Genomic DNA, 25,000 nt, shown 5'->3' with positions numbered 1-25,000 from the left:
GCTGGGCCTATGCCGGAATCTCTCCCACAGAAACCACCGAAGAGCCGTTTTTTGATCCTTTGGGGACGGAGGAAAACGGATCGCTGGGTTAGACTGACCTCCTCGGTGATCCATTTTCCTCCGTCTCCAAGGGGTCAAATCTGTTGGCGTGGGGCAAATCTGTCCGCGCGGGCGGGTAGGATGGAAACATTGAATATTGCGAACGGTTTGAGTGGAGGACCATGCCTGTTCGAATCTATACCACCAACGCCGGCGCGGATTTGAGCGATGCCGAGGCGGCGCTGCTCGCCGACCTGGTTGCCCGCCACGGGCGTGCCGTTTTGCTGGCGCCTACGTTTGCCGAGCTCGATCTGTGCCGTCATGATGCGGCGGAAGTTGGGGTTTCACTGGGTATCGATTACAAGACCCCTTCGTCGTGGCTTCGCTCGCTTTGGGAGCTTTTGGGCGACGGGCGCGGTTTCGTGGACAACCTGCAACGCCAGATGCTGTTTTCGGACATGGTAACGCGTCTCGACGATGCCGATTTGCAGCCGCTTTCGCGCAGTCAGGGCACGGTGCGCATGCTCGCGCGCATGGCCCGCGACGTGCTGCCGGGTGTGGCGGGGACGACGGCCGAGCGATGCCGTGGAAACAATTGCCAGCCTGAGCCAAAAAGCGATGCCGAGGCTCGTGTGTTCGAGCTTTTGCGCGCATATGCGGACGGTTTGGACCGTCGAGATATGGTCGAGCCCTGCGAGGCGGCCGACATTATGGCCGGTGTCCTGGCCGATAGCCTGCCGGCGTGCACCCGCGCCGTATGCGTGCGCGGTATCACGTCGTTTACGTACGCACTGCTCGAGCTACTGTCTGCCGTGGCGAACAATGGGGGAGAGGTCGTCGTGCTGCTTGCCCGCGAGCAGGCGGCGATGCGCGAGGAGCTTGCCGTGGCATTTGATGCCCGCGGTGTGCTGTTTGAGGTCGCGCCGCTGGGGGAGGACGCCGTCGCGTCTGATGCCGCTTGCGGGACCGCCGCTCAGCCTGCCTTTATTGAGGTCGCCGGCCCCCATGCCCGTGCTCATGTCTATGCGGACGCCATCGATAAGTTGGTGAAAGCGTACAAGGAGTCCAAGGCCGATAAAGCCACTGCAACGCCCGCCGACCCCGTGCGCGTGCTCGTTGTTTCTGCTCGGGCACCCCAGCTGTTCGGTGAGCTCGCCTCTCGTCTGGCAGCTCGTCATATCGCTGCCGAGACAGTTGAGTTCACGGCGTTTTCCCAATCCATTGCGGGCAGGCAGTTTGCGGCGCTTGCCGGCCTGATCGAGCGCATGAAGGCCGCCGATGAGGGTGCGGCGTCAAAGACCGAGTGGTGGCCCGCGCCGGAGCTTACCGACTGGATTTACAGCCCGCTTTCGGGCGCTGATGCCGTCAATGCCCGTACCTTCGATAAGAATATGCGTCTCTCGCGTAGCAAGACTACCGCGGGCGTTAAGAGCCTGCTGCAGAGTGTCCAAGGCCAGGTGAGGGGGGCGCGCAAGGCGGCGAGCGACGAGAACTGGTTTAAGAACGTGCCGTGTGTGGTTTCGGACGTGTTCCAGGCGCTGTGGCGCGACAGGCCCGTGACGGCGCTCAAGGCCATGCTTGCCGTTGCCGAGGCGTTGCCCGATCGTTCGCTGGGCAGCTTGGATGGCCAGGCCCGTCGCCAGGCGGAGGTGGCCCTGCTGCGCCACGTCATCGACATCCTTATGAATGGCGCCCGCGCGCTCGACGTGTCGCAGGCCGCGACCGTGCCCGTGCTCGATGGCGTTCGCACCAGGGTGGACAAGCGTGGCACCGCCTACGATTACGAGACCTACGAGGTTGACCGTGCGCCACGTGCTCAGGTTCGTTTTGCTTCGCTTGCCGATGCGGCGGCTCTGCGCCCCGGCAGCTACGATGCCGTGCTGTTTGCCGATGTCGATCTGGGCAGCTATCCGCTCTCACACGAGGAGGGGCCGCTGGCCACGCTGGCGGCGAGCCTTGGTCGCGAGGGTGTGACGCTTGAGCCCGCGGCCTTGCTGCGCATGCGCTTTGGCCACGCGATGCAGGCGGCACGCGGCCCGGTTGCGCTTGCGCGCGTGACGCACGATCGCCAGGCGCGCGAGTGCTATCCGGCTGCCGTGTGGACCGAGTTGCGGGCGCATACCGAGGCCGCTGAAGCTGCTAAGGCCGCCGCCGACGCTAAGGCCGCTGACGCCGACGAGGCCACTGGTGACGCTAAGGCCGCTGGCGCCGACAAGGCGAAGTGCGTGGGTGAGGGTGATATCGTAAGGGACTTCGATCCCGCGGCAGGCGAAGGTCTCAAGTGCGAGCGCGTGACCTGTGAAGCCCCTCAGCATCTGAGTGCCGAGGCCGTGCCGTATTTGGTCCTGCGTCGTCGCGATGGCGAGGGCGAGGACGCGCCACTCGTGCCGCGCCTGACGTCCGCCTCGCAGATCGAGGCCTATTCCACCTGCCCGTTATGCTGGTTCGTCTCGTATCGCGTCAAACCTCAGTCCATCGATGCGGGCTTTGGCAACATGGAGAAAGGCAACTTTGTCCATGACGTGCTGGAGCACTTGCATGCGCGTCTTCCGCAGGAGGGCATGGAGCGCGTGACGCCCATGAACCTGCCGCGCGCCAAGGAGCTGCTGCACGAGGTCTTTGCCGAGACCCTGGCCGAGCACGCCGGCAAGCGCGGTACCGAGGGCCCGCTGGTGCCGCTCTCTCCGGTGGAGGAGCGTCAGGTGGCCGAGATTCTGCCGCAGTTGGAAGGCGTGCTCGCCTACGAGTCCGAGGCGCTCGCGCCCTTCGCGCCGCGCTATCTGGAGTTTGCGTTCAACGAGCTCCAGGTCGAGTATGCCGGTTGGCCACTCGGTGGGCGCATCGACCGCGTTGACGTGGATGCCGAGAATCGCGCCGTGGTAATCGACTACAAGCATCGTTCGGGTGTCGAGGAGTTTAAGCTCGCCGACCCCACGGTGCGCGACGAGGAATCGGGCACGGCGCCCATCGACGACCCGCGCTGGTTGCCGCCACATACCCAGACGCTCATCTACGCCCAGGCCATGCGTCGGGCGCTGGATTTGGACACCCGCGCGGCGCTCTACTTTTCGACCAAGGGCGGCAAGCCGGCGTTGCGCGGCGCCGCGAGCACCGAGCTGCTCGAGGAAGAGCGCGGCGACGGTCGCATCCCGGGCCTTAAGAAAGGTTTCCCCGGCGAGGGTGGCAGCATGGACTTCGATGCGCTACTCGATCGCGTGGAGACCGGCATCGCCGAGCGCCTACGCGAGCTCGAGGCAGGCAACGTTGCCGCCGTCGACCCGACGTCGGCTCAGGCCGCGCATGCGCGCTGCTCGTATAACCACGAAGGAACGTTTGTAAGGAGGGACGTGTAGACCATGGATCTTTCGACTTTGATGCCGCAACAGCTGCAGATCGTCAAAACGCTCGACCGTCCGCTGTTTGTCTCGGCGGGCGCCGGTTCGGGTAAGACCTTTACCCTTACGCGCCGCATCGTCTACGCGCTCTCGCCCGAATCCGGTCCGTTTGTCGAGCATCTGGATCAGGTGCTCGCCATTACCTTTACCAAAGATGCCGCGGCCGAGATTCGCGACCGCGTGCGTCGCGCGCTTATCGAAGAGGGTATGGACGAAGAGGCCCTGACCGTCGACGACGCTTGGATTTCGACCATTCACGGTATGTGCTCGCGTATCCTGCGCGCGCACGCGCTGGAGCTGGGCGTCGATCCCGAATTCACGGTGCTCACCGATACCGATGAGCTTATGGATCAGGCTGTCGAGCATGTGCTGGGGCGCGCGACGGCGCCCGATGCCGCGCCTGAGCTCGCCGCCTCGCTTAAGGCCCTCTACGCTTGGTATCCCATGGCGGGCGAGGGCGGGCCGTTTGGCGCCGGTACCACCATCAAAGGTCTGGTGCGCGACCTGCTGGAGCTATCGAGCCAGCTGCCGGGCGGCATGGACGATGTGTGCGTGGCGCGCGGCCAGGCCGACACCTCTGCGCTTGCCGACGCCTATCGCGCGGCGTTGGGTGCGAGCAAGGCCGCGACCGAGAAAGCGCAGGTGGCACTCGATGCCATCGACGCGTTTGAGGCGAGCGGCAAAACCATGGAGGATGCGGCGCGACTCATGATGTCGTGCAGCATGCCTCGGGCGAGCAAGGCGTTTCCTAAGGAGCAGGTGGAGCTGCTCAAGGCCGAGGCCGCCGATGCATTTATCAATATCGTGCTTGCCTGCGGCGGTCCGGCGCTCGATGCGCTGGTGGGGCTTGCTCGTGCTGTGGAGGCGGAATACCGCGCGCTCAAGGCTGACCAGTCCGCGCTTGATAACAACGACCTGCTGCGCATGGCGTACGAGGCGCTGCGCGATTATCCCGCCATCCGAGCGGCCTATGAGGGTCGCTTTAAGATGGTCATGATCGATGAGTTCCAGGATACCGACCAGATGCAGGTCGATTTGATCCGTTACCTGACGGGTGTGGGGGAGCGCGCACTGTGCACCGTAGGCGATGCGCAGCAGTCGATCTACCGCTTCCGTGGTGCCGAGGTCGAGGTGTTCCGTCGCCAGGAGCTCAAGGTGGGCTCGACGACGGCGTCCGAGACGGTCGCCACGTCCGATGCCCCCGCCGGCGAGCTCGTCAAGCTTGTACGCAACTTCCGCAGCCACGATGAGGTGCTGCGCTATGTGGCGCGCGTCTTTGACGGCGACACCGGTGGTTTGATGCAGGGGTTCTTGGATCTTGAACCGAGCGACGAACGCGAGGACAAGCTCAAGGCGAAGGCATCGCGCCGCCAGGCGCTGCTCGTTGCCGGCGGCAGCACCCAGGAGCGAACGCAGGCGAAAGCTCGTGCGATTGCGGAGCGATTTCAAGCACTCGTTAAAGCGGGCCAGCCCCAGGGCAGCATGGTCCTGCTGCTGGGCCGCATGACCAACGCCGATGTCTATGCGCAGGCCTTCCGCGACCAGGGGCTCGACTGCGTGATCGCAGGCGGCTCGGTCTTTGCCCAGGCAGCCGAGGTGCAGACGGTGCGTGCCCTGGTCTGCGCACTCGCCAATCCGGCCGATACGGCGCAGGGCCTTATGCCACTGCTCGCCTCGCCGATGTTTGCGCTCGGCGCCCAGGAGTTCCTGGCGCTGGCGACCAAGCTCGATAGCGAGACGGGGGAGACCTCGCGCCGGAATATCGACGTGGGCATCATGAGTGATTTCGACGTGCCGGGTTTGCAAGACTTGCCGCTCGTGACGCGTGCCCGCGAGGTGCTGCGCTACGCGCTTCGTCGCGTGGGACGCGATTCGTTCGCCGCCATCGCGCGCGACGTGGTCAATGCCTCCGGCTGGTTCGTGCGTCTGGCGCAGCGTGGTCCCGAGGGCAAGGCCATCGCCGCCAACGTGCTCAAGGCGCTCGACGCCGTGGCCGAGGCAGAGGTCGAGCTCGGCAATTCTCCGCGCTCCATCGCGCTCGCCTTCGACCGCTTCTTGGCGGGCAAGGAGGCCCCGGGCGCGCTCAACGAGGAGGGCGACGGCGCGGTGCGCATCATGACCGTGCATGCGTCCAAGGGTCTGGAGTATCCGGTCGTAGCGGTTGCGGAGTGCTTTGGCGTGCGTAAGTCCTCGGGTGCGGCTCAGATGGGGCGTGTCGAGGGCGGAGCGCAGGTCGTGGCGCTGCCGGCACGCTTCGACGGCGTTAAACTCGCGGACGGCACGTTCGTAAAGGGCGATGACGTCAAAAAGCAGTTTGAGCATGCGTTTAAGGGTAAGGGCACGTCGCTATGGTTGCCGCCAGAGCTCATGGAGGATGTCTGCGCGACGGGTTCTCCCGCCGAGGCATTTGCCCGCCTGCGCAACGACGACCTGCAGCTTTCGCTCGAGGAGCGGGCTCGCTTGCTCTATGTCGCCATGACGCGAGCGCGCGAGCTGGTGATCTTGGCGATGGATGCCGGCGTGAGCCGTGGCAAGCTGTGCGCGCCGACCTTCGACGTCGAGACCGATCTGACCTATGACGTGCTGCGCCGTATTTTGCCGACGGACGGCCTGGACATGCCACAGCTCGATGCCGACCGCCTGGTGTTCGACAACTCCCAGCCGGGCGACTACGAGCTTATCTCGCTGGCGGACTTTACGTTTGGCGAGCAGGCGTTTGAGGCCAACGCTTTACTGGATGCCGAGGGCAGGCTTGTCTGCGGCGATGCGGAGCCGGAGGGTGCCGGTGCAGATGCCCGCGCCGCCGTTCCCGGTCCTGCCGACCCCGAGCCCGATGCGTTTGAGCTCGTGTATCCCCAGGCGGTGGGCATGCGCATGGGCGCCTGTCCGTTCCCGGCGCGTGACTCGTATAGCTACTCGTCAATTGCCGCGGCGCTCCATGCCGAGTCCGAGGACCGTGCCGCCGAGGCACACGTGCCCATGGACGAGGCTGGCGATGATGCCGAGTCGGATGGCTCGGAGATGACGGATGCAGACGTGGCTGCTGTCGAGCCCGCCGGCAATCCCATGGCCTTGGGTTCGGCCTTCCACGCCGCATGCCAGTGGCTCATCGAGATGGGTGCCGATGCACTGCCCACCGCGCGCGCCGAAGCGCTGGCGCGTCTGTGGCGCTTGACGCCGGAGCAGCGCGAGCGCTTCGACGTTGCCCTGGACCGCTGGCTCAAGTCGGCTGTTCGTGCCGACCTGCTCGCGTGGCCGTGCGTTCGCGCCGAGGTGCCGTTCTTCTCGCTGGGTTGCGAAGACGAGGACATCGCCCGCTACGGTGCCTATGCCGAGGGCGCCATCGACGCTTTGGCGACGAACCCGGCGGATTCGTCACGCGCGCTGGTCATCGACTACAAGACGGGCGGCACGCCGGACGAGACGCCGGAACAGCTGCGGGAGAAGCACGCCCTGCAGGCGCGCGTCTACGCCGATGTTCTGCACAAGGCGGGCTTTGAGGCCGTGACCGTCAAGTTCGTCCGCGTGGAGCAGGCCGATCCCGCCAACCCCTGCGAGCCCCAGGTGGTCACCTACAACCTCTAACCCTCAACAACCTGCGGTGGAATACGGACTGTTTTGGCCAAAAAAGCCGCCAAACAGTCCGTATTTCATCGCAACTCAATAGGAGCCGTGTGGGTTTGGCTAGGTTCGGGTGCTGTCCGTGCCGTGGGGTAAAATCGTTCAGTCAGAACACGAACCCGCATCGGAGCTCATCACATGGCATTCGTCCATCTGCACAATCACACTGTCTTCTCCATGCTCGACGGCGCAACCCGTATCCAGGATATGGTCAACCGTGCCGTTGAGCTGGGCATGCCCGCCGTGGCCATTACCGACCACGGCTACATGTATGGCGTACCCGACCTGGCGCTGGCCTGTGACGCCGTCAACCACAACACGCCCGAGTACAAAACCTGGAGCCACGACAAGGCCTTCTTGGAAAAGGACCGCCGCGACGAGCTGGTGGAGCCCGACCCCGAGGAAAACCCGCGCGAGCATGCCCAGTATGTGAAGGACATGGCCATGTGGGACGAGAAGGGCAACATCGACGAGCTCAAGCCGCCCCTGGTCATCAAGCCCATCTTTGGCTGCGAGGTTTACTTTACGCCGGACGAGACCCTTGCTCGCGACCATAAGCCCGAGCTCTACCACATGATCCTTCTGGCCAAGGACCAGGAGGGCTACGTCAACCTGATGCAGACGGTCTCCGAGGCCGCCGTTCAGGGCTTTTACTACAAGCCGCGCGTGACGCTCGACAACCTACGCCGCCACGCCAAGGGCATGATCTGCACCAGCGCCTGCATCGCGGGCATCATTCCCAAATACATCGACCGCGGTGACATGGAGGGCGCCATCAAGTGGGCCGAGACCTTCCGTGATACCTTCGAACCTGGCGACTTTTATATCGAGATCCAGGAACACGGCATCACCACCGACAATGGCCTGACCGACGAGCAGATGGACCGTACGCTCATCGATATCGCCAAGCAGGTGGGCGTCAAGGTCATCGCCACCAACGACTTCCACTACCTGCGCCGCGAGGACGCGCCCGTGCAGGACGTCATCATGTGCATCGGTATGAACGCCAAGGTCGACGACCCTAACCGCATGCGCATGACTGGCTCGGAGTTTTACATGAAGACCGAGGAGGAGATGCGGGCGATGTTCCCGTATTGCCCCGAGGCCTGCGACAACACGCTCGAGATCGCCGACAAGTGCTACGTTGAGCTGGACTGGGACTCCATCATCCTGCCGCGCTTCCCGCTGCTCGATCCCGGCGAGACGCACGAGAGCCAGTTCCGCCGCGAGTGCGAGAAGGGCCTGCGCCAGCACTACGGCGACGACTGGGCCACGCGCGAGATTGGTGGCGTCAACATCAAAGAGCGCTTTGAGTACGAATACAAAGTCATCTGCGACAAGGGCTTTGCCGCCTACTTCTTGATCGTTGCCGAGTACGTGCAATGGGCCAAGGACAACGGCATCGGCGTCGGCCCCGGCCGTGGCTCGGCCGCCGGCGCTATCGTCGCCTACGCCATGAACATCACCGCGTTCGACCCGCTCGAGAACGGTCTGATGTTCGAGAGGTTCCTGTCCCCGCAGCGTACCGAGATGCCCGATATCGATATGGACTTCGACGATGAGCGGCGCCTCGAGGTCGTGGAGCACGTTCGCCAGCTCTACGGCCCCGAGAAGGTCACCCACGTCATCACCTACTCGACCATTAAGGCCAAGCAGGCCATCAACGACGCTGCGCGCGTCCTGGACTACCCGGTCTACATGGGCCAGCGTCTGTCCAAGATGGTCTCGAGCGACCCCAAGGTCAAGCTCAAGCAGGTGCTCGAAAAGCAACCCGGCAAAGAGGATCTGTTTAACCCCGATTTTGCCGAGGCCTATAAAAAGGACGACGACGCCCGCCGCATCATCGACACGGCGCTCTCGATTGAGGGCCTTACCCGTGGCGAGGGTGTGCACGCGTGCGCCGTTCTGATCTGCCGCGACCCCGTCAACGAGCACGTGCCCACCAAGCTCGACACCAAGGGCGGCGTCGAGATTACCCAGTACGAAGGTCATACCGTTGCCGACATGGGCCTGCTCAAGATGGACTTCTTGGGCCTGCGCACGCTGACGGTTATCTCCAAGGCCAAGGCAAACATCAAAAAGAACTTCGGCATCGACATCAAAGAGGAAGAGATCCCCTTTGACGACCCCGAGATCTTTAAGCTCATGGGCTCCGGCCATACCGCCGGCGTCTTCCAGGTCGAGTCCGCCGGCATGACGGCCACGATCAAGAACATGAAGCCCACCGAGTACAAGCACGTCGTGGCATTGATCGCCCTGTACCGCCCGGGCCCGCTGGGCGCCGGCATGGTTTCGTCCTACATCAACCGTATGAACGGCAAGGAGCCGGCCGTCTCCTACGACGACCGCCTGGACGACATCCTGGGCGAAACCTACGGCACCATGGTCTACCAGGAACAGGTTATGCTCATCTCCGTCGAGATGTGCGGCTTCTCCAAGGGCGAATCGGACTCGCGTATCCGTAAGCCCGTGGCTAAGAAAAAGATCAAGCTGCTCACGTCGACGGTGCTGCACTGGGAGGATGGCTCGGACGAGACCACCTACGACCACTGGATGAACGGCGCTATCAAGAACAACTACACGCGCGAGGTCGCCCAGAAGATTTGGGACGATGTTCTCGAGTTCGCATCCTACGCCTTCAACAAGTCGCACTCCGCCGGCTACGCCATCCTGGTTATGCAGACGGCGTGGCTCAAGGCGCACTATCCGCACGAGTACATGGCGGCCGTTCTGACGTCCTATACGGGCAAGACCGACAAGATCGTGCACTACGTCTCGGCGTGCCGTCACGACGGCATCCCCGTGCTGTCGCCAGATGTCAACGAGTCCGGCACCGAGTTCACGGCTACCAAGGAGGGCGTGCGCTTTGGTCTGGCCGGCATCCGCGGCGTGGGCACCGGCGTGGCGCAGGCGATTATCGCCGAGCGCGAGGCGGGCGGTCCGTTTAAGACACTGCACGACTTTGTCGAGCGCGTGGACTCGAGCCAGGCCAACCGTCGCGTAATCGAATCGCTGATCAAGGCAGGCGCCTTCGACTCCACGGGGTATCCGCGTCGTCAGATGATGCACTTTGTGGACAAGAACAACCCCGAGAACATCATCGACGCCGCGATAAAGCGCCAGAAGGACCGCGCGAGCGGCCAGACCTCGTTCTTCGACATGTTTGGCGACGTTGAGGGCTCGGGCTTTGAGGTGAGCGTGCCCGATCCGGACGGCCAGGAGTGGGACCGCCACCTTAAGCTGAGCCAGGAGAAGGAGGTTCTGGGCATCTATGTCTCGGACCACCCGCTGCGCCCGTTTGAGTATGCACTAGCCAAGGCGCGCGACTTCTCGTTCTCGCAGATCGATACCGGCTACGAAGTTCAGAATCCTACGGGCGGCACCATCAACCAGGAGATTCCCGAGGGCAAGGCGCTGTGGTGGGCCGGCATGGTCTCGAGCGTGTCCAAGCGCGTGACCAAAAACGGTGACCCCATGGGCATCGTGCAGCTCGAGGACATGGAAGGCGAGGCCACCGTCGTCGTGTTCCCCAAGACCTATAAAGAGGCCGAGGGGTACCTGTACGGCGAGGTCGATCCCGAGACCGGCGCGCAGCTGTCCGATGCCTTTGTGCGCATTAAGGGCAAGCTCGAGCGCTCGGACCGCGGCGACCAGATCATCGCGCAGGAGATCGTGCCGCTCGAGCTCAACGAGGAGAACAACAAGCCCAAGGTGTTTGAGGTCATGGTGCCCAACAGCCGCTTTAGCCAGGGCAATATGGCGCGCCTGGCCACGGTGCTCACCGCTAACCCGGGCGGCGACCGCGTGGAGATCTTTATCGAGCAGGTGGACGGGCGCGTGCTGCGTGCCGAGGTACCTGCCAAGGTCAACGCGCGTTCGATTCCGCTGCTGGCCGAGGCCAAGGCCATTGTGGGTAACCAGGGCCGCGTGACGGTGATCTAAGCTACCCCGGGTGAGATTGGAGGAAGTGATGGCGCAGGGGACGTTTGTGCAGGCGCTTCGCAAAGAGGCGGCGTTGAGCGGCACCTTTATGAAGGGGCGTTCGCTCATGCTCAACGGCGCCGTGCTGTCGATCGAGGACAGCGGCTCGCGCTTCTCCAAAAACGTGACGGTCGAGGGCTCGGTGCGCGGTTCGCGTGGCGACCTGTACAAGACGCACGTGGCGCTCGACATGGACGAGCACGAGGTGATCGACTACGACTGCGATTGCCCCGCCGCCTATCGTTACCCCGGTATGTGCAAGCACGCTATTGCCACGGCTCTGGCGTATTTGGATGCCAGCGGCGCCGAGCCCGTCGAAGGTTTGCGCACGCCGGTTCGCACGTTTACGGCGCAGTCGAAACAGCCCGCGCGCACCGCACCCAAAGCGCCGGCCGTCAACCCCAACTTTCCCTTTCCGGCGCCCGTCCCCACGAGCCCGAGCCTTGTGGCGGCGCTCTCCGATCTTTCGGACGCGCGCATGGATGAGCTGGCGAGCATGCGCCGCAAGCTTGCCGGTGCCGTTGATCCCGACGCCCCCAAAGCGGCATTGGAGCCCTCGTTGGTGCCGTACTACAATCCGCTGTTCGCTGACCGCTTTAGCTGGGCGCTCGAGTTCCGCATTCGCTGTGGATCGGTCTCCTACGTGGTCAAGGACATCGACGGCATGGCCGATGCCTACGTGCGCGGCGGCACGTTCTCCTATGGCAAGAAGCTCACGTTTGTCCATTCACCTGAGGCCTTTGACGAAACATCGGCAAAGCTGCTCAACCTTGTTGTGACGACAGTTGCCTATCTCGATGACATCACAAGCTCGCGTTCGGCGTCGTACGACTTTGCCCGCAGCGGTTTTGTTGCCGAGCGTCAGTTGCCGCTGTCCGAGCATAGCATCGTATATGTGCTGGACCTGCTGCGCGGCCAGACCATCTCCTTTGAGCCCGCCTGGTCGCGGGGGATGACGACGCATCGCACCTACGACGTGGCGGTTGAGCTGTCTCCGCAAGGGGAGGACGAGGCATCCGCTAAGCGCCCACCGCTGCTTGCCGCCAAAATCGCGCCGGCGGCTGGTGGTAGCTATGACCTGCGCCTGCCCGCCGATATGTACTGCTTTGCGTCGGGCGATGCCGCCTACTTGGTTGACACGCGCCGCGCGCGCCGTACCGACGCTGCATTTGCTCAGCATGCCGCACCTTTTTTGTCGCGCTTGCTGCCGTGCCGCACGCCCGCCCATATTGCCGCCGAGCAGGTGGGTGAGTTCTGCCGTATGGCGCTGCCCATTTTGCGCGACTATACCGACCTCACCGCGCCCGCCGCGCTCGATACTGTGGCACCCGAGGCGAGCTTTGCCATGGCAATCGGCGTCGACGATGGTCTTGTGACCTGCAAAATTACGGTTACCTACGGCGATTGGTCGGCTGATCTCTTTAGTCTTGGTGCTCCGGGCAGTCCTTTCGAAGAGCAACGCCCCGGCGTTCCGCCCCGCGATACGCTGGCGGAGTTTCGCGTTATGGACACGGCTGCCATGTACTTCGATTTCTACGAGGGCGGCCTGGCGTTTGAGGAGCGCGATGACGAGAGCCTGTTCCACTTGCTGACCGAGGGCCTGTCTGCCCTGTCCGAGCTGGGCGAGGTCATGCTCAGCGACCGTCTGCGCCAGATTTCGGTCCGCCCTGCGCCCAAGCTCTCGGTGCGCGCGACCGTCAAGAGTAACCTGCTCGATGTCGAACTGGGCGCGAGCGGCCTTTCGGCGGCAGATCTTGCCATCTATCTGGACTCGTACAAGCGCCACCAGACGTTCGCGCGCCTGACGTCCGGCGACATCGTGCGCCTGGATGAGGGAGCGCGTGCCGCGTTTGGTCTTGCCGAGGACCTAGGCGTCGATGCCGTCGACCTGCTCGACGGCGTGTCGCTTCCCGCGTCGAGTACCCTTTTTGTCGATAGCATGCTCGCACGCACGCCGGCGCTCGAGGCCGATCGCGACGCTGCGTTCCGCCGCACCGTCGAGCGCCTGGACACGCTCGGCAAGATGGACTTTACGGTGCCGGCATCGCTCAAGGCAACGATGCGCGGCTACCAGGTCGACGGATACCAGTGGCTCGGCTCGCTCGAACACCTGGGCCTTGGCGGCATCTTGGCCGACGACATGGGCCTGGGCAAAACGCTCCAGATGATCGCGCATATCCTGGCGCGCGTGGAGGCGGGGGACACCAAGCCCACGCTCGTGGTATGCCCGGCCTCACTCGTGTACAACTGGACTGCCGAGCTGGAGCGCTTTGCCCCGTCGCTCGATGTGTGCGCCATTGTGGGCGCCAAGGCTCAACGTCGTGTACAGATTGCCGGCGTGGCCGAGCATAACGTGGTCGTAACGTCGTATGACCTTATGCGGCGCGATATCGACGAGTACGTCGAGCAGGATTTTGCCCGCGTGGTGCTCGATGAGGCACAGTACATTAAAAATCCGCTCACGCAGGTGGCGCGCGCTGCCAAGCGCCTGCCTGCCGGCGTGCGCTTTGCCCTGACGGGCACGCCCATCGAAAACCGCCTGTCCGAGCTCTGGAGCATCTTCGACTTTTTGATGCCGGGCCTTTTGGGGACGCGCGAGTCGTTTGCCAAGCGCTTTGAGAGCCCGGTCGAGCACGCCGAGGGTGACAGTGCCGCTCGCCTGCAGGCGCTCGTGTCGCCGTTTGTGCTACGCCGCGTAAAGGAAGACGTGGTGGCCGATCTACCCGAAAAGATCGAGGACACCGTCATGGCACAGCTCACCGGCGAGCAGCGCAAGCTCTACCTGGCCAACCAGGACCGCATCGCCCAGCAGGTGCAGCACCGCGAGGCATCCGAGTTTAAAAAAGACAAGCTCAAAGTGCTCGCCGAGCTCACCAAGCTGCGCCAGATCTGCTGCGACCCGCGTCTACACTACGAGGATTACAAGGCGGGGAGCGCCAAGCTCGATACGTGCATGGAGCTCGTGCACGGCGCACTCGACGGCGGGCATCGCATCCTGTTGTTCAGCCAGTTTACGGGCATGCTCGATATCATCGGCAAGCGCTTGGCCAAGGAGGACATCGCCTTCCTTAAGCTCACGGGCGCTTCGTCTAAGGAGAGCCGCGCCAAGATGGTCGCGCAGTTCCAAGCGGGCGAGGTTCCGGTCTTTTTGATTTCGCTCAAGGCGGGCGGCGTGGGCCTCAACCTGACGGCGGCCGACGTGGTCATTCACTACGACCCGTGGTGGAACGTGGCGGCGCAGGACCAAGCGACCGACCGCGCGCATCGTATTGGCCAGCAACATACCGTGACCGTGTACAAGCTCATCGCCAAGGACACGATCGAGGAACGCATTATGCAGATGCAGGAGTCCAAGCGCGACCTGGTCAACAGCGTGCTTGGCGGCGACGGCATCTCGTCGGCGCTGTTCACGCGCGAGGATGTTCTGGCACTGCTCGGCGGTGACGGTCGCTAGCCGCGCGCGGGGTGGGACTGCTGGAGTGGGCAGGACGGTCGACGCATTTTGGCCCGACCGCTTGCCTGATCCGTTATGTGTTCATTTGCAATGCCGTGGATGGTTTGTCTGCCTTTGGGCATAAGAACCATCAAGAACATTGGCACATCAGAAAAGGAGAACATCATGGCGAAATTCTTTAAGGACCCCGACGGTAAGCTCATCGCCGCCCTTGGCAACGACGTTGCAACCCCTGCCGGCTGCACGGAGCTGACCGCGAACACCGAGGACGCGGCGCACGAGAAGCACGTGCCTGTTGTCGAGACCGAGCGCGACGGTCACGTGATCCGCGCACGCGTGGGCTCGGTCGAACATCCCAGCCTGCCCGAGCACTATATTGAGTGGATCGCCCTTGAGGCTGAGGGCCGTCTGGAGATCCATTACCTTGAGCCCGGCATGAAGCCCGCGACGTTTTTTGCCGGCGGTTCCAAGACCGGTACCGTCTATGCCTACTGCAACCTGCACGGGCTGTGGTCCGCGACGTTCTAGGAGCGCGCCCCCGCTCGGGGTATCATAGCTAGCATATGCACATGCGAGCGCCGACTGCATTATGCGGCCGGCGCTTTTACTGCGACAACGATGGTTTACGACGGAAAGGGCTGAGCCATGAAGTTCGCGCTTGCACAGATCGATATGCGCCTGGGTGATATTGAGGGCATTTGCGGCCGCATCGAGGACCAGGCTCGTCTGGCCCACGGGCGCGGGGCGCGCGTGCTGTGCGTTCCGGCTCCGCTCTTTATGGGCGCCATGCCCGGGGGCCTGGTGGGCGCTGCCGACTTTGAGCACGACATGCTTGCCGGCTTGACTGGTGTCGCCGAGCGCATCCAGGAGCTTGACATGATCTGCATCGTGCCCGCGGCGGTTTCGTTTGAGGGTCAGCCGCTGCTCGACTACATGATGCTCAAGGACGGTCATGTGGTGCCGGCGCGTTCGAGCATTGCCCTGCAGCGCGGCGAGAACAATGATACGCGCTGGGCGCCGCCGGTGTTTGACGTGGACGGCGTGCGCATCGCCGTGGTGTTTGACCTGGACCGCGAACTCGAGATGCTGCCGACTGGCGTCGACCTCATTGCGTATTTCCAATTCAACGCGTTTGACATGACCGACCGCGAGACTGCTGCCATTGCCGCCGTACGCAGCGGCGCCTACCGCAAGATCGCATCCAAGCGCAGCGTGTGGTTTGCCTGCATGGCGCCGGTCGGTGCCTATGACGAGTCGGTGTATACCGGCGGTTCGTTTGTGCTCGACGACTGCGGCCGCGTGGTGGCCCAGGCGCCGTGTTTTGAGGAGAGCCTGCTGGTTCAGGAGATTCAGCGCGGCGTGATGCTCGATGCCCTGGAAGATCACGAACTGCCCGAGTTTCGTTCCGAGGAGTGGCTGTGGCAGGCGCTGGTGCTCGCTGTGCGCGACAACGCCCGAGCCCACGGTGCGTCGCGTGCTGTGGTGGCACTCGAGGGTGACTTGCCGTCGTCCCTGCTGGCGGCGCTGGCCGTCGACGCTCTGGGCCCGCGTAATGTGATTGGCCTGGTGCTGGGGCGCAACCGTATTTTTACGCCGGCGCAGGAGGAGGTGGAGGCCGCCCGCTGTGCCGCCGTCCGCGCCATCGCCGAGCGTCTGCACATTCGCACCGTCGAGCGCGATGCACCGGATGCGGCGCGTGTGCTCGATCGCGACGTGTCGGCGGGCGATGCCGAGCGTCTGCGCTCGCGCACGTTGGGCCTCATGCTGGAGGACACGGCGCTCGAGCTGGGTGCGATGGCGCTGAGCCCGCTGTCCAAAACCGAGTACGCGCTGGCGGCGCCCGCCCTTTCCGGCGGCTACCAGGGCGACTTTGCGCCCTTTGGCGATGTGTATCTGTCGACGCTTGAGTTTGTGGCACGTGTGCGCAACCGCACGTCTGCCGTGGTGCCCCAAGAGCTCGTGACGCTCAACGCGGTGGAGGATTGCATGGAACGCGTGCTGGCGCAAGCGCTCTCGACGCTCGACGGTCCGGTCGACATGCTCGACCGCGCGGCGCAGCTGCTCGGTGGGCTCGAACCGGGTGAGGTCGATGGTGCGCTCGAGGCGCACGTGGACCGCAATCGATCTTTCGACGACATCCCGATGGCCGCTGGCAAGCCTGAGGCCTGCTCGCTGCTGCTGATGCTCGTTCGACAGGGTGAGGCTGCCCGCCGCATATTGCCGACGGCACCGATCGTCTCGTCCCGCTCGTTTGCCGAGCGCTCTTGGCCGTACATGCTCGCCTGGTCCGACCTGGGGCTTAATGGCAAGGAGCGTATGTCGGTCGATTCGCTGGCGCGCGCCGAGGTGCGCCGTTTTGCTGACGAGGATACGAGTGAGCGCATGCGAAACGAGATGATGGGCGTGCTGGGCGAGCTACTGGGTATTTCGCCCGAGCAGATGGAGGAGCTGCGCTCCGAGGACGGTCAGCGTCGTTTGCACGAGGGAATGAAGAAGTTCGAGGGCGAGGTTCAGGACGCCATCGATAAGATGATGGGCGGTCAGGGCGGCTCGCAAGGTGGTCCCCAGGGTGGTCCGATGCCGCATCCGCCGGTGGATCCCCGACAGTTCCCATTCTTCTCGCAGAACTAAACTGGGGACGGGGCCAAGGTTACGCGGTTTTGCCAAACCGCGTAACGAGTCGACGCTGCGCGAGCCCCTGTCGGGCAATCTGCCGCTCAAACCGTCGCTTGCGTACAGAAGTACGCGGCGCTCCTCTTTCGCGACACCTTGCCACGGCAGGGACTCGCTCGCTGACTTATGCTCAACCTATGGTTCAACCTTGCTTGTTAGATACGGTCGCTGTTGTGTTATTCTAGAACAGACGTTCGTGAATAGTGCGCGAGGCCTTGTCTTGCGCCGTACTTGTGGCGAGGGGAGGTTGGCTTGGTCATTTTGGGTATCGACCCCGGTTTGGCCCATACGGGTTGGGGGATTATCGAGGAGCGGCGTGGCGAGGTTCGCTGCCGTGCCTACGGTTGTATCGAGACCAGCGCGGGTAGTCCGCTCGCGGTGCGCCTGTCGCATATCGCCCGCGACCTCAAGGGTGTCGTGGAGCGTTATCGACCCGATACCGCTGCCATCGAGAGCATCTACTTTGGCGCTAATGTCCGCTCGGCAATCCCCACGGCACATGCCCGCGGTGCCGCGCTCGTGGCGCTTTCGGAGTGCGCGCTCGAGATCGGCGAGTACACGCCTATGCAGATCAAGCAGGCTGTGGTGGGTACCGGTGCCGCAGATAAGCGGCAGGTCGCCTACATGGTGCGCACGCTCACGCAGCTCGATCACGACCCGCATCCCGACCATGCCGCCGATGCCCTGGCCTGCGCCATCTGCCACGTTAACCTCAGCCGTACCCGGGCGCTTACCGGCGGCGAGTTCTATCAACAGAGAGGAACCGGATACTGATGATCTCCCAGCTCCACGGAACGCTTGTCGAGGCCACGATGAGCTCTGCTGTCGTCGATGTGTCGGGCGTTGGCTTTGAGCTCGGCATCTCGGGCAGCACTGCGGCCACGTTGCCGACGCCCGGCGGCGAGGTCCGCCTCTACACGCGTATGCAGGTGCGCGAGGACGCCATGACACTTTTCGGTTTTTCCTCTAAGGATGAGCGCACGATGTTCGATCGGCTCGTGTCTGTCTCGGGCGTTGGCCCGCGCTTGGCGCTCGCCGTGCTTTCCACCTATACCGTGGGGCAATTGTATTCGCTGGTGATGGCCGAGGACGACAAGGGCATGGCCAAGGTGCCCGGTGTGGGCAAAAAGACAGCTCAGCGTCTGATCCTGGAGCTCAAGAGCACCTTTGCCAAGGACAAGGGCTTTGTGCCGGTCGACGTGATTCCCGGCCAGGTTGCGATGCCCGTGCCCGCTGCCGCTCCCTCGGCCATCGATGACGCCCGTGCGGCGCTCCTTTCCATGGGCTTTAGCCCGCAGGAGACCGATGTTGCCCTGAGCGGGTATGATGGGCAGAACATGCGTGTCGAGGATCTGCTCGGCGCGGCGCTTAAGCGACTCGGAATGGATGCGTGATGTGGGAAGCCGATGACTCTCAGGACCTGTGGGCGACGCCCGGCAACTCGCCGGCGGCATCCATGGCGCACGGCGAGCGCATGGTGGGCTCGGAGCTGACGGCCGAGGACCTCGATGTCGACCGCACTTTGCGCCCCCAGCGCCTGGACGACTACTGTGGCCAGGAGCACATCAAGCAGAGCCTGCGCGTGTTGATCGAAGCGGCGCAGAGCCGTGGCGAGACGCTCGACCACGTGATCTTCTCGGGTCCTCCGGGCCTGGGCAAGACCACGCTGGCCACCGTTATCGCCAACGAGCTGGGCGCTCAGATCAAGACCACGAGTGGCCCTGCCATCGCGCGCACCGGTGACCTGGCGGCTATCCTTACCAACCTGCAGCCGGGTGATGTGCTGTTTATTGACGAGATCCACCGCCTCAACCGTTCGGTCGAGGAGGTCCTGTACCCCGCGATGGAGGACTTTGCCCTCGATATCGTGATTGGCAAGGGTCCGGCGGCGCGCTCGATTCGCCTGGATATCCCCAAGTTTACGCTGGTAGCGGCAACGACCCGCTCAGGCATGTTGACCGGCCCGTTGCGCGACCGCTTTGGCATTTCATATCGCCTGGATTACTACACGGTCGAAGAACTCGCGCAGATTGTGACGCGCTCGGCGTCCATCCTGGGCGTGACGATCGACCACCCCAGTGCGCTCGAGATCGGCTCGCGTTCGCGCGGCACGCCACGTCTTGCCAACCGCCTGCTCAAGCGCGTGCGCGATTACGCACAGGTGCGCGGCAACGGCCCTATCGAGCTCGATATCTGCCGCCAGGCGCTCGAGTTCTTCGAGATCGATGAGCTTGGTCTGGACTGGATGGATATTCGCATTTTGGAGACACTCGCTAAGACGTTCTCCGGACGTGCCGTGGGCCTGACAACGCTTGCCAGCGCGGTGGGCGAGGACCCGGGAACGCTCGAGGATGTCTATGAGCCCTATCTGCTGCAGTGCGGCTTGATGATTCGCACGCCCCAGGGCCGCCAGGCAACGCTTCGCACCTTTGAGCACTTGGGGATTGAACCTACCATTTAGGGCGCTTTGTTTTGGCGGGCTGTTAAGCTATCGCTGAGCATTGGATAAACATATCGCCATTCATCGGTTACGGGTGTTTTACTATTGCGCGCCCGTGCTATGCTGAATTGGTCTTTTTCTCATTCGGTAACGAAAGGACCGCTCATGCCTACTGACATCGAAATCGCACGTTCTGTCACGCCACTGCCTATTACCGAGGTGGCCAAGAACGCCGGCGTCGACGTTAAGCACCTTATTCCGTACGGCTTCGACAAGGCTAAGGTCGACTATTCACTGCTCAACGAGCCGACTGATCACCAGGCCAAGCTCGTCCTCGTGACCGCTATCAACCCAACGCCTGCGGGCGAGGGCAAGACCACCACGACCATCGGTCTGGCCGATGGCCTGCGTCGCCGCGGCGTCAAGAGCGCCGTGGCCCTGCGCGAGCCTTCGCTCGGCCCCGTCTTTGGCGTTAAGGGCGGTGCTGCCGGTGGCGGCTGGGCTCAGGTGATCCCCATGGAGGATATCAACCTGCACTTTACCGGCGACTTTCATGCTATCGGTGCTGCCAACAACCTGCTGGCCGCCATGCTTGATAACCACATCCAGCAGGGCAATCAGCTCGGTATTGACGTTAAGCGCATTACTTGGAAGCGCGTCGTCGATATGAACGACCGTCAGCTGCGCCACGTTATCGACGGCATTGGCGGTAAGGCCCAGGGCGTGCCGCGCGAGGACGGCTTCGATATCACCGTCGCCTCCGAGGTCATGGCAATCCTGTGCCTGTCTACGAGCATCAGCGACCTCAAGGAACGCTTGGGTGAGATCGTCGTCGGCTACAGCTTTGCCGGCGAGCCCGTCCGTGCCCGCGACCTTAAGGCCCAGGGTGCCATGGCCGCGTTGCTTAAGGACGCGCTCAAGCCCAACCTGGTGCAAACGCTCGAGGGCACGCCCGCGTTTGTCCACGGCGGTCCCTTCGCCAACATTGCCCACGGCTGCAACTCCATCATGGCTACGCGTATGGCGATGCGCTTTGGCGATGTCGCCATTACCGAGGCCGGCTTCGGTGCCGATCTGGGTGCCGAGAAGTTCCTCGACATTAAGTGCCGCATGACGGGCGTTCGCCCCAGCGCCGTCGTGGTCGTCGCGACCGCTCGTGCGCTGAAGTACAACGGTGGCGTTGCCAAGGCCGACCTCAACGACGAGAACCTCGATGCCCTCAAGGCCGGCATGCCTAACCTGCTGCGCCATGTTGACAATATCCAGAACGTCTATGGTCTTCCCTGCGTGGTCGCCATCAACCGCTTCCCGACGGACACCGAGGCCGAGCTTGCGCTCATCGAGTCCGAGTGCCAGCAGCTCGGCGTCAACGTTAAGCTTTCCGAGGTCTGGGCCAAGGGCGGCGAGGGCGCGCTCGACCTGGCCGATGAGGTCATGCGCCTGATTGAGCAGCCGAGCGAGCTCAAGTTTGCCTACGAGGACGGCGCCGATGTGGCCGATGCCCTCGAGGCCGTCGCCACCAAGGTTTACCGCGCCGATGGTGTCGACTTTACGCCGGCTGCCAAGCGTCAGCTCGCCGAGCTGCGCGAGAACGGCTTTGGCAACCTGCCGGTGTGCGTCGCCAAGACGCAGTACAGCTTTAGCGACAACGCCAAGGCGCTGGGCGCTCCCGAGGGCTTCCGCATCACCGTGCGCGAGCTCAAGGTTTCCGCCGGTGCCCACTTTGTGGTTGCGTTGACTGGCAGCGTTCTGACCATGCCGGGTCTGCCCAAGGTTCCCGCGGCCGAAAACATCGACGTCGACAACGACGGCAACATTACCGGCCTGTTCTAAGCCTGCTGCCCATAGCTGCTTGTCCGCCCCGCCGTGCCCACAAGGCCCGGCGGGGCTTTTGTTTTCTAGCCGCGCTTGTCTTGTAGATATGGACGGGCTCTGTCCGTCACGGGCTTTTGCGCGGGTAGAATGCATGGATAACTTGATGCTTACGGGCGACGGAAAGGAATCGTTGCATGGATCAGGACAAGACAACCGTGATGGGCGGCTACGGTTCCGCGCAGGCTGGCGATAGCGCCGATGCGACCCGCGTTGTTCCCAACCCCGGTTATACCGACCCCGCCGCGACGCAGCCTTCTGCCGAGCCAACCCGGGTTATGGGCTATGGCGACACAGCGCGGGATTCTTATGCCGTATCTTCGCAAGGCCCCTATGGCAACGCAGCTCCGGACCCGTTTGATTACGCGCCGCAGGATTCTTATGCCGCCTCGACGCCGAATCCCTATGATGACCTGCCGCAAAATCCCATTCCGCAGCCTCAGCAGACGACGTATATGCCTCGCACGGCGCAGTCTCGCTACGAGTCGCGCGAGCCGTATCGCGAGTACCCCAAGTCGATTCCGCAATATGGCGAGGACGAGGAGAAGAAGCCGTCGCGTTCGTCGAGCGTGATCAAGAAGATCCTCATCGTGCTGGCGATCTTCTTTGCGCTGTCGGTTGTGTTTGCCATTGTGTCGGGCATGCTCAACAAGCGAGGGAGTTCAACGGCTGATACCGCTGCCGAGCAAACCGAGTCCGCCTCGTCTAGCACCGTCGATCTGAGCGATATCCCGGGGCAGTACTGGTCCAACGCCAAGAAACTTCTCAAGTCGCGCGGCGCCAATCTTTCGAATGCCGTGGTCCTGACTGATGATGGCTCAACGCCCGTCATCGATGCCAACTGGGTCGTTACTTCTGCTTACTATAACGACAGCGGCAACCTCGAAATTCAACTCACGCACAAGAATAGCTCGGGCAACTCGCCCGACGGCCAAAGCGGTACCGACAGCTCGAGTTCCAATACGCTGGAGGACTTGAGCAACAAGGCACAGGAGTTGGGAGACAAGGCGCAAGAGCTGGGCGATACGGCACAAAACCTGGGCGACACCGCGCAGAACTTGGGCGACATGGCGACGGGTGCCTGGAATGCACTGCAAAACGGCATCTCGGGCGCGCAGGGAAACTAGCTGTTAAGCGGGCTACAGCTGCTCGGCCGGACGGTCGGGCGAGCTAAAGCCCGAGTCAAACGTAACGACGCATGAGGCATTGGGTCGGCGCTCGTGCACGATGCGCGTGACGAGCTCCAACAGCTCCTCGTCGGATATGTCAAAGTCGTCGGGACGCACCAGGTCAAACGAAACGAACCCGTCGTGCTCGTGCAGGTCGTGGATGGAAAGCGCGGGGTCGATCTGCGCTACGCCGCGCTTGACCCAGCCGCGCAGGTCATCACCGGTTGTTGCGATGGGGTCGCAGTGCAGCGTAATGCCAATGCCCATCTGGCGTTTGATATCGTGCTCGATGGTGTCCAGAATCTCGTGGTGCTCAAAGGCATCACCCTCGCCGGGCATTTCCACGTGTGCGCTGGCAAACTGACGGCCGGGGCCGTAGTCGTGTACCATGAGGTCGTGCGTGCCCAGGACCTGGGGGTACGACATGATCCTGTCGCGGATTTCCTGGACGAGCTTGGGGTCGGGCGCTTGCCCCAGCAGCGGGCTGATGGCGTCGCGCACCAGGCCCATGCCGCTGATGCAAATGAAGACGCCCACGCCCAGGCCCGCCCAGCCGTCGAGGTCAAAGCCGGTCGTTTGCGAAATAAGCGCCGCTGCTAAGACCGAGCCCGAGGTGATGACATCGTTTTTGGAGTCCTGCGCCGTGGCGATGAGCGTCTCCGAGTCGATGCGGTCGCCCAGCGTGCGGTTAAACGCGGCCATCCAGAGCTTAACGAGCATGGACGCAGCCAGTGCCGCAAGGGAAACGAGCGTGTAGGCGGTGGGGGAGGGCTTGATGATCTTGGTAACGGACTCGAGCACCAGGTTGATGCCGACGGCACAAACGAGGACGGCGACAAACAGGCCGGCGAGGTATTCGTAGCGGCCGTGGCCATAGGGGTGGCCTTCGTCTGCCGGGCGGCTGGCAAGGCGGAATCCGAGCAGGCTCACGATGTTGCTCGAGGCGTCGGAGAGGTTGTTGAAGGCGTCGGCGATGAGCGAGACGGAGCCGGCGAGCAGGCCCGCGATGCCCTTGGCTAGGCACAGGGCAATGTTGAGGCCAATGCAGATAAGGCTTGCGGCAAAGCCCGCGTTGGTGCGACAAGTTGTATCGACCGGCTCGTCCTCACTGCCGGGAACAAGCGTATGTACCAGCCGATTTACAAATAGCATGGCAATCGTCCTCACAATCATGGTTAAGGGGATAGTGTAGCTCGCATGGGCGCACCGTGCGCCGATGCTCAGAAAATGCAGCAATGGTCTGCTGGTGCTAACGAGTGGGGCTTCTTGTCCGACCGGGTGCTCCATTTTGGGCCACATGGGTATGGGCATGTGCCTGCCCGCCCGACATACTTAATGTCGACAGCCCCTGCGCAAAGGAGGACGTATCCATGGACGAGATGTTTGCCATTAAATGCCAAAACTGCGGCGGCCCTATGTACTCACACCAGGCTAAACGCAGCTTTGAGTGCGCCTATTGCGGCACGGTCGTTCCGTGGCAGGCCGATGCGGGGGAGCCCAAGAGCGCCCTGGGCATTCGCCATACGCCACTGACGGTTGTCGATGGACTGCTTAAGCTCACCTATGTGTCGCAGCTCGAGCGCCCGGAGGACCCGGACTGGTATTTCTTCAATTCGTACTGGCGCAACCAGTCGGTTCTGGAGCATCTGCTGTGGGAGGACCGCGGCACGGCTCAAGAGTTCCAAGAGGCAGCGCACGTGAGCATTCCCTGCCCCTTCTGCGGTGCGTCCTTTGAGGGGTCATCGACCCAGCGCGTGTTTGAGTGCCCGTCCTGCGGTAATACGATCGGCGTTGCCGACCTGCTCAAACCCGGTACCTTTAGCAAGCGCCTGACTATGGGCGTTGGTGCGGAGTATGTACCTGAGCAGGGTATTCCCTGCGAAATCTCGCCGCAGCAGGCACGTGCCAACGCGCTGCAGCTGGTGCGCCAGTACCCCGACGCCTTTGCCGGGCACGACGTGGAAGACGCGATTCAAAATGACATGATGCTCTTCTACTTCCCCATGGCGCTCGCGGATCTACGCATGATGGCGTCCTTCCCGGGCAAGGGGCTGAGCAAGGAGACCCTGGTGTACTACGAGGTGCTCGACTGGGCGTATTCCAGGGCAAACTACCTGGACGTTCGCCTTATGGGGATTTTGGAGCCGTGGGACTTTGCCAAGGTTGGGCCGTTTGACCCGGCCATGCAGGAAGGTGACTTCCGCGTTGTCTCCGTCGATGCATCTACCAAGGACCAGGTGGTCATTGATAAGCTGGCGCTCGACATTGCCGGCAACGATGCCGAGGCGGTGCTGGGGCTCAATAAAAAGAGAGGCTTCGGTAGTTTGTGTGACAAGGGGCTAGCCTAGGCAGCAAC

13 protein-coding genes are annotated in these 25,000 nt (G+C 63.0%); 12 read left to right on the top strand and 1 reads right to left on the bottom strand.

Annotated features, from left to right (window positions below; all coding sequences use genetic code 11):
• Positions 1 to 221 precede the first annotated feature (221 nt).
• The 11 genes from DW037_RS09365 to DW037_RS09315 all read left to right on the top strand — a co-directional run bounded on the left by DW037_RS09365 (position 222) and on the right by DW037_RS09315 (position 22,602).
• Positions 222 to 3,392 (top strand): PD-(D/E)XK nuclease family protein, encoded by a 3,171-nt coding sequence (locus DW037_RS09365; RefSeq protein WP_118373212.1) that lies wholly within the window; start codon positions 222 to 224, stop codon positions 3,390 to 3,392.
• Positions 3,393 to 3,395: 3 nt separating this feature from the next.
• The gene (locus DW037_RS09360) at positions 3,396 to 7,019 is read left to right on the top strand and encodes a UvrD-helicase domain-containing protein (protein ID WP_118373211.1); all 3,624 of its coding nucleotides are present in this window, start codon (positions 3,396 to 3,398) and stop codon (positions 7,017 to 7,019) included.
• A 174-nt stretch (positions 7,020 to 7,193) separates the two neighbouring features.
• The gene (dnaE, locus tag DW037_RS09355) at positions 7,194 to 10,997 is read left to right on the top strand and encodes a DNA polymerase III subunit alpha (protein WP_089572165.1); all 3,804 of its coding nucleotides are present in this window, start codon (positions 7,194 to 7,196) and stop codon (positions 10,995 to 10,997) included.
• Positions 10,998 to 11,025: 28 nt separating this feature from the next.
• On the top strand, positions 11,026 to 14,490 hold the full coding sequence (locus DW037_RS09350; protein ID WP_117629579.1) for an SNF2-related protein: 3,465 nt from the start codon (positions 11,026 to 11,028) through the stop codon (positions 14,488 to 14,490).
• A 165-nt stretch (positions 14,491 to 14,655) separates the two neighbouring features.
• Entirely contained in the window at positions 14,656 to 15,018 is a 363-nt protein-coding gene (locus DW037_RS09345; RefSeq protein ID WP_117629580.1) for a desulfoferrodoxin family protein, read from the top strand.
• A 117-nt stretch (positions 15,019 to 15,135) separates the two neighbouring features.
• Positions 15,136 to 17,121, top strand: coding sequence for a hypothetical protein (locus DW037_RS09340; protein WP_117629581.1), 1,986 nt, complete (start codon positions 15,136 to 15,138; stop codon positions 17,119 to 17,121).
• 294 nt (positions 17,122 to 17,415) lie between these two features.
• Positions 17,416 to 17,937 carry a crossover junction endodeoxyribonuclease RuvC gene (gene ruvC / locus DW037_RS09335; RefSeq protein WP_035137351.1) on the top strand — a complete coding sequence of 174 codons (522 nt, stop codon included), beginning with the start codon at positions 17,416 to 17,418 and terminating at the stop codon, positions 17,935 to 17,937.
• Complete coding sequence (gene ruvA, locus DW037_RS09330) at positions 17,937 to 18,557, top strand: Holliday junction branch migration protein RuvA (protein WP_055310211.1); 621 nt, start codon at positions 17,937 to 17,939, stop codon at positions 18,555 to 18,557. Before ruvC ends, ruvA begins: the two co-directional genes overlap by 1 nt.
• Positions 18,557 to 19,624, top strand: a complete 1,068-nt coding sequence (ruvB, locus tag DW037_RS09325; protein ID WP_117629582.1) for a Holliday junction branch migration DNA helicase RuvB — start codon at positions 18,557 to 18,559, stop codon at positions 19,622 to 19,624. The genes ruvA and ruvB overlap by 1 nt, the downstream gene beginning before the upstream one ends.
• Positions 19,625 to 19,768: 144 nt before the next feature.
• Positions 19,769 to 21,436 carry a formate--tetrahydrofolate ligase gene (locus tag DW037_RS09320; protein WP_117629583.1) on the top strand — a complete coding sequence of 556 codons (1,668 nt, stop codon included), beginning with the start codon at positions 19,769 to 19,771 and terminating at the stop codon, positions 21,434 to 21,436.
• 176 nt (positions 21,437 to 21,612) lie between these two features.
• Positions 21,613 to 22,602 (top strand): hypothetical protein, encoded by a 990-nt coding sequence (locus DW037_RS09315; RefSeq protein WP_089572154.1) that lies wholly within the window; start codon positions 21,613 to 21,615, stop codon positions 22,600 to 22,602.
• A gap of 12 nt (positions 22,603 to 22,614) precedes the next feature.
• Here the strand turns inward: DW037_RS09315 and DW037_RS09310 are convergent, their stop codons facing one another.
• Positions 22,615 to 23,796, bottom strand: coding sequence for a cation diffusion facilitator family transporter (locus DW037_RS09310; protein WP_117583976.1), 1,182 nt, complete (start codon positions 23,794 to 23,796; stop codon positions 22,615 to 22,617).
• Between the two features lie 218 nt (positions 23,797 to 24,014).
• On the opposite strand from DW037_RS09310, the gene DW037_RS09305 reads away from it, so the two are divergent.
• A complete protein-coding gene (locus DW037_RS09305; protein WP_118373210.1) occupies positions 24,015 to 24,992 on the top strand; it encodes a hypothetical protein in 978 nt (325 codons plus the stop codon).
• Positions 24,993 to 25,000: the final 8 nt, after the last annotated feature.

This window comes from Collinsella sp. AF39-11AT (assembly GCF_003474585.1).
GTDB lineage: Bacteria > Actinomycetota > Coriobacteriia > Coriobacteriales > Coriobacteriaceae > Collinsella.
This window is presented reverse-complemented; position numbering and strand designations above follow the sequence as displayed.

Excerpts from the sequence above, each read along its gene's own strand:
- DW037_RS09315 (WP_089572154.1), top strand. The coding sequence starts at position 21,613 with ATGGATCAGGACAAGACAACCGTGATGGGCGGCTACGGTTCCGCGCAG.
- DW037_RS09365 (WP_118373212.1), top strand. The coding sequence starts at position 222 with ATGCCTGTTCGAATCTATACCACCAACGCCGGCGCGGATTTGAGCGAT.
- ruvB (WP_117629582.1), top strand. The coding sequence starts at position 18,557 with ATGTGGGAAGCCGATGACTCTCAGGACCTGTGGGCGACGCCCGGCAAC.
- DW037_RS09360 (WP_118373211.1), top strand. The coding sequence starts at position 3,396 with ATGGATCTTTCGACTTTGATGCCGCAACAGCTGCAGATCGTCAAAACG.
- dnaE (WP_089572165.1), top strand. The coding sequence starts at position 7,194 with ATGGCATTCGTCCATCTGCACAATCACACTGTCTTCTCCATGCTCGAC.
- DW037_RS09310 (WP_117583976.1), bottom strand. The coding sequence starts at position 23,796 with ATGCTATTTGTAAATCGGCTGGTACATACGCTTGTTCCCGGCAGTGAG.
- DW037_RS09350 (WP_117629579.1), top strand. The coding sequence starts at position 11,026 with ATGGCGCAGGGGACGTTTGTGCAGGCGCTTCGCAAAGAGGCGGCGTTG.
- DW037_RS09340 (WP_117629581.1), top strand. The coding sequence starts at position 15,136 with ATGAAGTTCGCGCTTGCACAGATCGATATGCGCCTGGGTGATATTGAG.
- DW037_RS09320 (WP_117629583.1), top strand. The coding sequence starts at position 19,769 with ATGCCTACTGACATCGAAATCGCACGTTCTGTCACGCCACTGCCTATT.
- DW037_RS09305 (WP_118373210.1), top strand. The coding sequence starts at position 24,015 with ATGGACGAGATGTTTGCCATTAAATGCCAAAACTGCGGCGGCCCTATG.
- ruvA (WP_055310211.1), top strand. The coding sequence starts at position 17,937 with ATGATCTCCCAGCTCCACGGAACGCTTGTCGAGGCCACGATGAGCTCT.
- DW037_RS09345 (WP_117629580.1), top strand. The coding sequence starts at position 14,656 with ATGGCGAAATTCTTTAAGGACCCCGACGGTAAGCTCATCGCCGCCCTT.